This is a genomic window from Roseateles albus (assembly GCF_028595345.1).
Classification (GTDB): Bacteria; Pseudomonadota; Gammaproteobacteria; order Burkholderiales; family Burkholderiaceae_C; genus Paucibacter_A; species Paucibacter_A albus.
In genome coordinates this window covers 67,567-76,397 of record NZ_JAQQXT010000020.1, presented here as the reverse complement: position 1 = coordinate 76,397, position 8,831 = coordinate 67,567, and the positions used below count along the sequence as shown (strand labels likewise).

The following is an 8,831-nucleotide window of genomic DNA, read 5'->3' as shown; positions in this document are numbered from 1 at the left end:
ACCCTTGAGGAGCATCCCATGAGCGAAGTTATTCTCAAAGTCGCCGGAGTCTCCAAGCGTTTTGGTGGCCTACAAGCGCTGGCCGACGTCGGCATTCAAATCAACAAGGGCCAGGTCTACGGCCTGATCGGCCCCAACGGCGCCGGCAAGACGACCTTCTTCAACGTCATCACCGGCCTGTACACGCCGGATGCCGGAACCTTCGAGCTGGGCGGCGCGCCTTATGCGCCGACCGCCGTGCATGAAGTCGCCAAGACTGGCATCGCACGCACCTTCCAGAACATCCGGTTGTTCTCCGAGATGACGGCGCTGGAGAACGTGATGGTGGGGCGCCATATCCGCACCGGCTCGGGGTTATTGGGGGCGATCTTCCGCACGCCCGGCTTCAAGAGCGAAGAGGCCGCGATTGCCAAGCGCGCACAAGAACTCCTGGACTATGTCGGCATCGGCAAGTACGCCGAGTTCAAAGCCCGCACGCTCAGCTACGGCGACCAGCGCCGCTTGGAGATTGCGAGAGCACTCGCCACCGACCCCAAGCTGATCGCCCTGGACGAGCCTGCCGCCGGCATGAACGCGACCGAGAAGGTGGTGCTCAGAGAGTTGATCGACCGCATCCGCAAGGACGGCCGCACCATCCTCTTGATCGAACATGATGTGAAGTTGGTGATGGGCTTGTGCGACCGCGTCTCGGTGTTGGACTACGGCAAGCAGATTGCCGAAGGCACGCCGTACGACGTGCAGCGCAACGAGAAAGTGATCGAAGCCTATCTGGGCGCCGGTCACAAGAACCACTGAAAGAGCAGCCAAATGACAGCAAACATATTACTCAAAGTCAGCGGACTCAAGGTTGCCTACGGCGGCATCCAGGCCGTCAAGGGCGTGGACTTCGAAGTGGCGCAGGGCGAGCTGGTCAGCCTGATCGGGGCCAACGGTGCGGGCAAGAGCACCACGCTCAAGGCCGTGACCGGGCTGCAGCCGGTCGCCGCCGGTGACATCGAGTACATGGGCAAATCGATCAAGGGCCAGGGTGCCTGGGATCTGGTCAAACAAGGCCTGGTGATGGTGCCGGAAGGGCGCGGCACCTTCACGCGCATGACCATCACCGAGAACCTGCAGATGGGCGCCTATATCCGCAGTGATAAAAAAGGCATCGAGGACGACATCGACAAGGTGTTCGCTATCTTCCCTCGCCTCAAAGAGCGGCGGCTGCAACTGGCTGGCACGATGTCGGGCGGCGAGCAGCAGATGTTGGCGATGGGCCGCGCCTTGATGACGCAGCCCAAGGTCTTGCTCTTGGACGAGCCCTCGATGGGCTTGAGCCCCATCATGGTGGACAAGATCTTCGAAGTCGTGAACGACATCCACAAGCAGGGCGTGACGATTTTGTTGGTCGAACAAAACGCCAGCCGCGCGCTGCAGATTGCCAACCGGGGCTATGTGATGGAGTCGGGCCTGGTGACGATGACGGGCGAGGGCAAGACGCTGCTGGATGACCCGAAGGTCAGGGCAGCTTATTTGGGTGAGTGAGCGCCCGGCTCCGCTGCCAACACCCACTTGACCAGGCTGCGGAACAAGGCTTCTCTAGGGTAGCCGCGTTCGCTGGTGCTGGCGCGCATCAGACTGCTGGGGTGGCGCTCGCGCGGCAGGGCAATGTCCCAATGATCGGCGCGGGCCTCGGCCAAGAGGCTGCTGCCGGGCAGAATCGCGTCCCGACTAAGTAACTGGCCGTCGTTGCGCGGGTCGATATTTTTCAGCGCCGCATTGAAGGGGCGCAGCGAGATGCCGATTTCGGTACTCTGAGCAAATCCGACAACCGAGTGGTAGCGCAGCTCGGCCGGCGGCGGATGAGCCACCAGCCAGGCCACGCTTTCGCGCTGGGTCAGACTGCTGACTTCCCGGCCATCGGAGGCCGAGCAGCCAAAGGGATCGATGCGGGTCGACAGGCTCTCGAACATGCCCTCGAAATGATCTGCCAAGCGGGTGCCCATCACCACGCCGGCGACCGAAATCAGGTCGGTGAGGGCGGCGGGCAAGCTTTGTTGGCTTTGCAACAGAGCCAGGGCGCGCAAGCTGTCAGGCACACCTTTGGAGTAGGCCAGCAGCACGATGCGCTTCACCTCGGGCCGGGCGGCCTCTTGCCGAATCGCCTCGGCGACCCGCAGCGCATTGGCCTCGCTGGACTCTCGTCCCGCCACGGCGACCGAGCGAATGCCGGCCAAACCTAAATCCGCATACTGACGGTAGGCCTCGCTGCGGTTCAGGCCGGTCTCTCTGACCAAGCCGTCGCCAAAAGGCACCGATTGGTCCTCGAAACAATCGGCAAACAGACCCGGCACCAGCAGCACCGCAGTGGCTGGCGCTTGCTCGGCAAAGCGTCGGTTTACTTCGTCCAGGTCGTCAGGTTTTTTTGGTGCTTGTTCGTCAATGCCATGCAACCAAGCGCCTAAGGCTTGCGGCTTCGGGCCCGGGTAAGCCTGTACCTCTTGCTCGAACAGTGCGGCAAAGGCCTGCCGCTCATCCTTCACGCCGGCCGCGGCGATGGGCAAATTGACGATGGGATGCGGGCTCAGCACATCGGGTGGCGCCACCCAGCTGGCGCAGCCGGTGCACAGCACGGTGAGGGCCAATGCGAGGCGAGGGAGGGGCGTCGGAGTGCGAAATATCATCTCGGAGATCATGGGCCTTCAGCGCATGCCGACGCTGGCTTCGGTCAGAAAGAAACGCTCCGCGCGGCGCTTGGCTTCGCTGCGGTTCTCGTTACGCGTTTCTTCGGTGGCATCAAAGTCGAGCTTGGCCGCTTGCACGGCGCGGCAAGTCATATAGGCCTTGGCGCGTGGCTCGGTCAGGTCGTCCAGATGGCCGCCCAGCAGATCCACCAGCTTGGCCTTGCGGCGAAACAGGTCGACCTTTGCGGCATGGTCCGCCGGCTGCTCGGCCTTCAGGGCAGATATGCATTCCACAAAATTGCTGCCGCTGCACCAGGCCGGGAACTCAGTGCGAATCAGGGCTCGCGTGTCGGCGTTGAGAAAAGCCTTGACCTGCAAAATCGCATCCAGCATCGCGTCTTGATAGACATGGGCATGTTCGTATAGATCGCTGTCGCAGTCCTTGCATTCCGGCCCAAAGCGGCTGAGCAGCCACTTGACCACGTTGCCGCGTGATTCGCGTTGCTTGCGCACCAGCGCATGGTCCACCTCGCGAATGTCTTCCACCGGCACACCCAGCGTGCCGCAGGTCTGCGCCTCCCAGGCGGCCAGCAGATCGGCATCGCTTTGCACCGGCTGCTCGCCATGCGGCATCAACTCGCCGCGCACCTGGATGCGATTGGCTACTTCGTCGTAGGCAAAGCTCACCCGTCGGTAGGCAATCGGCCAATCGGACAGCGAGCTGACGTTGAGCTCCAGCACCGGCCTGGGGTCGAGCTCGCGGTGCGCGGCCCAAAAGCCCCGGTGCGTGTGGGCCGACAAATAGACCAAGGGATGATCAAGCTCAGCCATCAGGCCACGCAGTAAAAGCCTGGACGGCAGGCCCAAACCCCGCCAGTTGTGGTGGCCGGCAAAGACGATCAAGTCGCCATCTCGCTTGGCCTCGCTGACCCAATGGCTGACGGCGCGAATCTGGTCCAGATTGACATGACCAATGCTGCCGGGGCTGCGGCCCATCAAGGTGTCCCAGCTGCTGACCAAAGCGCCGGCCTGGTTGGTGTCCAGGCCGATCACGATCACGCGGCGCTTGGCGCCGGGTGCTGCGGGCAGTTGCAGGCGCTGCGCTAAGAAGGAGTCGGCGTAGGCATAGCCGTCCAGGACATGGGCTTCGATGCCGCTCAAGAACGCAGCGGTGTTGGGGTTGCGCCAGCTGACCCGGTGCTTGCCTTTGGCGGGCGGCAGCTTGATACCGGGCTGACTCGGCACGGCCGCCTGACCGCTCAAATACATCTGGATGAAGTCGCGCTTGCTGAAGGCCTCGTTTTCGGTTTTGTGGGCCTTGTCTTCCAGCGAGGCGCCGCGCCGGCAGGCTTGATTCCATTTTTGCGCGTCACGGTTCAAGACATCATCAAGAATGCTGTAGCCGTAAATGCCGAACATCAGCCCGTCGTGATTGCCCGGCAGGATGGCGCCAGCACGGCCCGCCGCGTTGAAGACCTTGCTCATGCGCTGCGCCTCGGAGCGGCACGACATGTCCAGCACATCGCCGAGATGCAGAAAGTTCTCCTCCGGGTGGGCCTGCAGCGCCCATTCCATGATGCGCCGCCCGAACAACGGCTGCTCGGGCGGGCGCTGCGCGACCTCCACATAGGCATCCACCGCGCTGTCGTTGTCATACAGCGGCCAGCCGGTCGGTTCATGCTCTTGGGTGTCGCCCAGCGCCACGATGGGGGTGGTCAGCTCGACATAGTTGCTAGCAGGCTCGACATCCGGTGCCGGCTGTGGCGCAAAGCTGGCGCAGCCGCTCAAGCCAATCAGGCCGATCAGGCCCAACAAGCAGCTCAGCAAAGCGAGACGAGAGTAGGAGCAAAGGGTGCGCTGCATGAGTTTTCAGTAGTAGCTGGCCGGCAGCAGTTTGAAGAACCAGCTCTGTATGCGTTGCCATGGGCTGCGTGCCGGGGCTTGATCCAGCGCCGGGCCGTCGCTCTTCCATTGAACGGTGTTCGCGGGGCTGAGCTGCAAGGCCCAGCTGTTTCCCGCTGTCATATCGCGGGCCATGCGGGTGGCCAACGCGGCGCCGAGCAAAGGGCTTTCGATGATGACGCCCATCTCCGAATTGATCACCTCGGAGCGCGGGTCCAGATTCATGGAACCGATGAAGCTGCGCGTTTGGTCTATCACCATCGCCTTGGTGTGCAGGCCGGCAAACTCGCTGCGCACCGGTGGGGTGTCGACAAAGTCGGCCTTGATGGCGGCGTCGGGTCGCAGCTCATACAGCTGGGTGCCGGTCAGCAAGATGGGCTTGCGCCAGTCCTCGTAATGCGCGTTGACGGCCGGCACATCGTGCGAGGCCAGCGAGTTGGTCAGAATGCGCACCGTCACGCCGCGCCCGTTCAACTCGGCCAGGTCGCTCATGAAATTTGCATCCGGGATGATGTAGGCGTTGGTGATCAGCACCTCTTTTTGCGCCGAGCGCATCAGCGCGCGAAAGGCCTCAGGCATATGGTTGTGTGTGCCTGCGGCCCGCGAGGGTGAATCGGTGTGAACTTCGCTGCGGCCTTGCGTCAAGGAGGGGCTCAGATTGGCAAATTCACTGGCCCAACTGTGCCGTCCGGCCAACAGCTCTTGCACGGCCGGATGGGCAGCGGCGGCTTCGGGCATTTCCAAGGAGGCAGGCGTCACGCGGCCTTTTGACTGACTGTTGCCCGGTGGAATCGCCCGCACCCAGTCGCTGTTCCAGTAGCGATCGAATACCGCGCTGGCCTGGCGAGCCACAGGCCCGACGCCCAGCACGTCCAGATCATGGAAACTGAACTCGGCCAGCAGGCCGAAATACTCGTCCCCGATATTGCGCCCGCCGATGATGGCGACCCGGTTGTCCACAATCATTTGCTTGTTGTGCATGCGCCGGTTGAGGCGTTCGAAGTCGGCCGCGCCTTCGGCCACCCGGCCTAACCAGTCACGTTGCTGCCAGGCATTGAAGGTACGGATCTGGATATTGGGGTGCGAGTCGATATGGGCCAGTAAATCATCGCGTAGCTCGGGCGAGCTCATGCGGCGCAGCATGGTGCTGAGGTCGTCAAACAGCATGCGCACCTTGACGCCGCGCTCGGCGGCCGCAATCACCCGGGCCATCAAGAGTTGGCCACTCGCGTCACCAAACCAGACGTAGTACTGCAAATCTAGACTGTGGCTGGCTTGGTCAATCAACGCGAGCCGCCACTTCAGGCCTTCGGAGTTTTTCTCCAGCAGGCGAAAACCGGATGTTTTGTCGCCATGCTTTTCCGTCCATAGAGTTTCCAGTTCGGCCAATGGCCCGGAGGCGCTAGGCGCAGCGGCATAGGCCAGCGCGGGCTTAGGCGGCAGAGGCAGCGGCGCCGACGCACAGGCCGCGAGAAGCAACGCTGCGCCCAGCAAAAAACCGCGACGCGACCATGGCCCAAGCTGTGACATCAAATTGGATCGCATCGAAACAAGGCGGTGAAAATTGACGCCGAGAATAGTAGCAGTGTGGATGTGAACTAGGCTTGCTTGGTCTCTGATTCAGCCTTGTTTGAATGAATGCTAAAAGTGCGTGGCGTCAGCATAAATACTTGCGCGAAAGACCTTTTCGTACCTCGCTTGTAACCCGTGGGTCGGTCGAATCTTGTAATATGGTTACCAACTTTCACCTCTCCGAGTTACATCGGTCGTGTAAATGAACAAGACACTCCTCGCCGTCACCGAACGGATTCGTCAGCGCAGCGCCGCTACCCGCAGTGCTTATCTGGCGGGCATTGACCGCATGGCCGGCCGCAAGCGCGGGATCGAGCGCATGGGTTGCGCCAATGTGGCGCACGCGGTGGCGGCAATGCCGGCCAATGACAAGCTGCGCATCGTGGCCGAAAAAGCGCCGCATCTGGCCATCGTGACCGCCTACAACGATATGTTGTCGGCTCACCAGCCTTATGAGGTCTACCCGGCGCTGATCCGTGACGAGGCCCACAAGCAGGGCGCCACCGTGCAAGTGGCCGGCGGCGTGCCTGCCATGTGCGACGGCGTCACGCAGGGCTTGCCCGGCATGGAGCTGAGCCTGTTCTCGCGCGACAACATCGCGATGAGCACGGCCATTGGCCTCAGCCATGATGTGTTTGACGCCGCGCTGCTCTTGGGCATCTGCGACAAGATCGTGCCGGGCCTCTTGATCGGTGCCTTGCACTTCGGCCATCTGCCTTGCATCTTTGTGCCGGCCGGGCCCATGAGCAGCGGCCTGCCGAACAATGAAAAAGCCAAGGTGCGCGAGAAGTTCGCGCAGGGTTTGGTCGGCCGTGACGAGCTCTTGAAGGCCGAGTCTGCCGCCTATCACGGCGCCGGCACCTGCACTTTTTACGGCACTGCCAACAGCAATCAAATGTTGTTGGAGGCGATGGGGCTGCATGTGCCGGGTGCCGCCTTTGTGCATCCGCACGACCCGCTGCGCGAAGCGCTGACCCGGGAAGCGGTGCGCAACGCCTTGGCCATCACCCACAAGATGCGCTACACGCCGATTGGCCGTTTGGTCGACGAGCGGGTGATCGTCAATGCTATGGTGGCGCTCTTGGCCACCGGCGGCTCAACCAATCACCTGATTCACTGGGTGGCGGTGGCGCGTGCTGCCGGCATCATCATTGACTGGAGCGACTTCTCGGAGCTGTCCGGCATGACGCCGCTGCTGTCGCGGGTCTACCCGAACGGTGCAGCCGATGTGAACCAGTTCCAGGATGCCGGAGGCCCGGCTTTTGTGATCCGCGAGTTGATGGACGCAGGGCTGATGCATGCCGACGTGATGAGCGTGGCCGGCGATTCGCTGCGCCCGTTTGGCCGCTTGCCGACGATGGGTGAGGGTGGTTCGGTGGTCTGGCAAGACCTGGCCCCGCAAAGTGGCGATGAAGCTGTGGTGCGCAAGGCCGACGCTCCCTTCAGCGCCACTGGCGGCCTGAAGCTGCTGGACGGCAACCTGGGCCGCGCGGTGATCAAGACCTCGGCTGTGCCCGATGACCGCCATATCGTCGAAGCGCCTGCGCGCATCTTCAGCTGCCAGGATTCGATGCTGGCCGCCTTCAAGGCGGGTGAGTTGGAGCGTGATGTGATCGTCGTCGTGCGCTTCCAGGGACCACAAGCTAACGGTATGCCTGAGCTGCACAAGCTCACGCCGCCGCTGGCCGTTCTGCAGGGCAAAGGCTTTAAGGTTGCGCTGGTCACAGACGGTCGCATGAGCGGCGCTTCGGGCAAGGTGCCGGCCGCCATTCATGTCTCGCCCGAGGCCTTGGCCGGTGGCCCATTGGCCCGGCTGCGTGACGGTGACGTGGTGCGCATGGATGCGGTCAGCGGCGAATTGCTGGCCTTGGTGCCGGCGGATGAGTGGGCGGCGCGTGAACTCGCCACCATCACGCCCGAGCAAGTGGTCGAGAACGGCCACGGCCTGGGCCGCGAGCTGTTTGCCGGCATGCGCCGCAATGTCAAGAGCGCCGAAGAAGGCGCCGTCAGCTGGCTTTGAGTCAATTGACATTCAATAACAAATTAGGAGAGCACCCATGAGCATCACCAACACCCTCAGCCTGGCGAGTTTCGGCCCGGTTATTCCCGTCATCGTGATCCAACGTCTGGAAGATGCCGTGCCTTTGGCCCAGGCCTTGGTGGCCGGCGGCGTGCGTGTGCTGGAGGTGACGCTGCGCACGGCCTGCGCCTTGCAGGCGATGGAAGCGATGGCGCGCGCCGTGCCCGAGGCCATCGTCGGCGCCGGCACCTTGCGCACGGTCGAAGATGTGCGCGCAGCGCGCAATGCAGGTTGCCAGTTCGGCGTCAGCCCCGGTTTCACCGATGCGATCGGCGCGGCCTGCACCGAGCAAGGCCTGCCCTTGCTGCCGGGCGTGTCGACCGCCAGCGAAGTGATGCAGGCCAACGCCGCCGGCTACAACTTTTTGAAGCTGTTCCCGGCCGTGGCGGTGGGCGGCATCAATTTGCTCAAGGCCTTGGGCGGCCCCTTCCCGGACGTGGCGTTTTGCCCGACGGGTGGCATCACGCTGGAAACTGCTCCGCAGTTCTTGAGCCTGCCTAACGTCAAGGTTTGTGGTGGTTCTTGGCTGACCCCGCAAGATGCGGTGGACGCCGGTGATTGGGCGCGCATCACCAAGTTGGCACTTGAGGCCGCTGCGATCAAGCGTTAAT

General features: G+C 62.7%; 7 protein-coding genes. 4 read left to right on the top strand and 3 right to left on the bottom strand.

What is annotated here, in order from left to right; translation table 11 throughout:
- Positions 1-18 precede the first annotated feature (18 nt).
- Positions 19-795: an ABC transporter ATP-binding protein gene (locus PRZ03_RS22640; protein WP_273602380.1), complete on the top strand. Its 777-nt coding sequence runs from the start codon at positions 19-21 to the stop codon at positions 793-795.
- A gap of 12 nt (positions 796-807) precedes the next feature.
- Positions 808-1,527, top strand: coding sequence for an ABC transporter ATP-binding protein (locus PRZ03_RS22635; protein ID WP_273602379.1), 720 nt, complete (start codon positions 808-810; stop codon positions 1,525-1,527).
- Here PRZ03_RS22635 and PRZ03_RS22630 read toward each other — a convergent pair.
- The 3 genes from PRZ03_RS22630 to PRZ03_RS22620 are packed head-to-tail and all read right to left on the bottom strand — an operon-like array spanning position 1,512 to position 6,113.
- Complete coding sequence (locus PRZ03_RS22630; protein WP_273602378.1) at positions 1,512-2,627, bottom strand: hypothetical protein; 1,116 nt, start codon at positions 2,625-2,627, stop codon at positions 1,512-1,514. The two genes, PRZ03_RS22635 and PRZ03_RS22630, sit on opposite strands and share 16 nt — an antisense overlap.
- Before the next feature lie 57 nt (positions 2,628-2,684).
- Positions 2,685-4,529 (bottom strand): bifunctional UDP-sugar hydrolase/5'-nucleotidase, encoded by a 1,845-nt coding sequence (locus PRZ03_RS22625; RefSeq protein ID WP_273602377.1) that lies wholly within the window; start codon positions 4,527-4,529, stop codon positions 2,685-2,687.
- Between the two features lie 6 nt (positions 4,530-4,535).
- Positions 4,536-6,113: a phospholipase D-like domain-containing protein gene (locus PRZ03_RS22620; RefSeq protein WP_273602376.1), complete on the bottom strand. Its 1,578-nt coding sequence runs from the start codon at positions 6,111-6,113 to the stop codon at positions 4,536-4,538.
- Between the two features lie 229 nt (positions 6,114-6,342).
- Between PRZ03_RS22620 and edd the strand changes: the two genes are divergently transcribed.
- On the top strand, positions 6,343-8,160 hold the full coding sequence (edd, locus tag PRZ03_RS22615) for a phosphogluconate dehydratase (RefSeq protein ID WP_273602375.1): 1,818 nt from the start codon (positions 6,343-6,345) through the stop codon (positions 8,158-8,160).
- 37 nt (positions 8,161-8,197) lie between these two features.
- On the top strand, positions 8,198-8,830 hold the full coding sequence (locus PRZ03_RS22610; RefSeq protein ID WP_273602374.1) for a bifunctional 4-hydroxy-2-oxoglutarate aldolase/2-dehydro-3-deoxy-phosphogluconate aldolase: 633 nt from the start codon (positions 8,198-8,200) through the stop codon (positions 8,828-8,830).
- The last annotated feature ends 1 nt before the right edge of the window (position 8,831 follow it).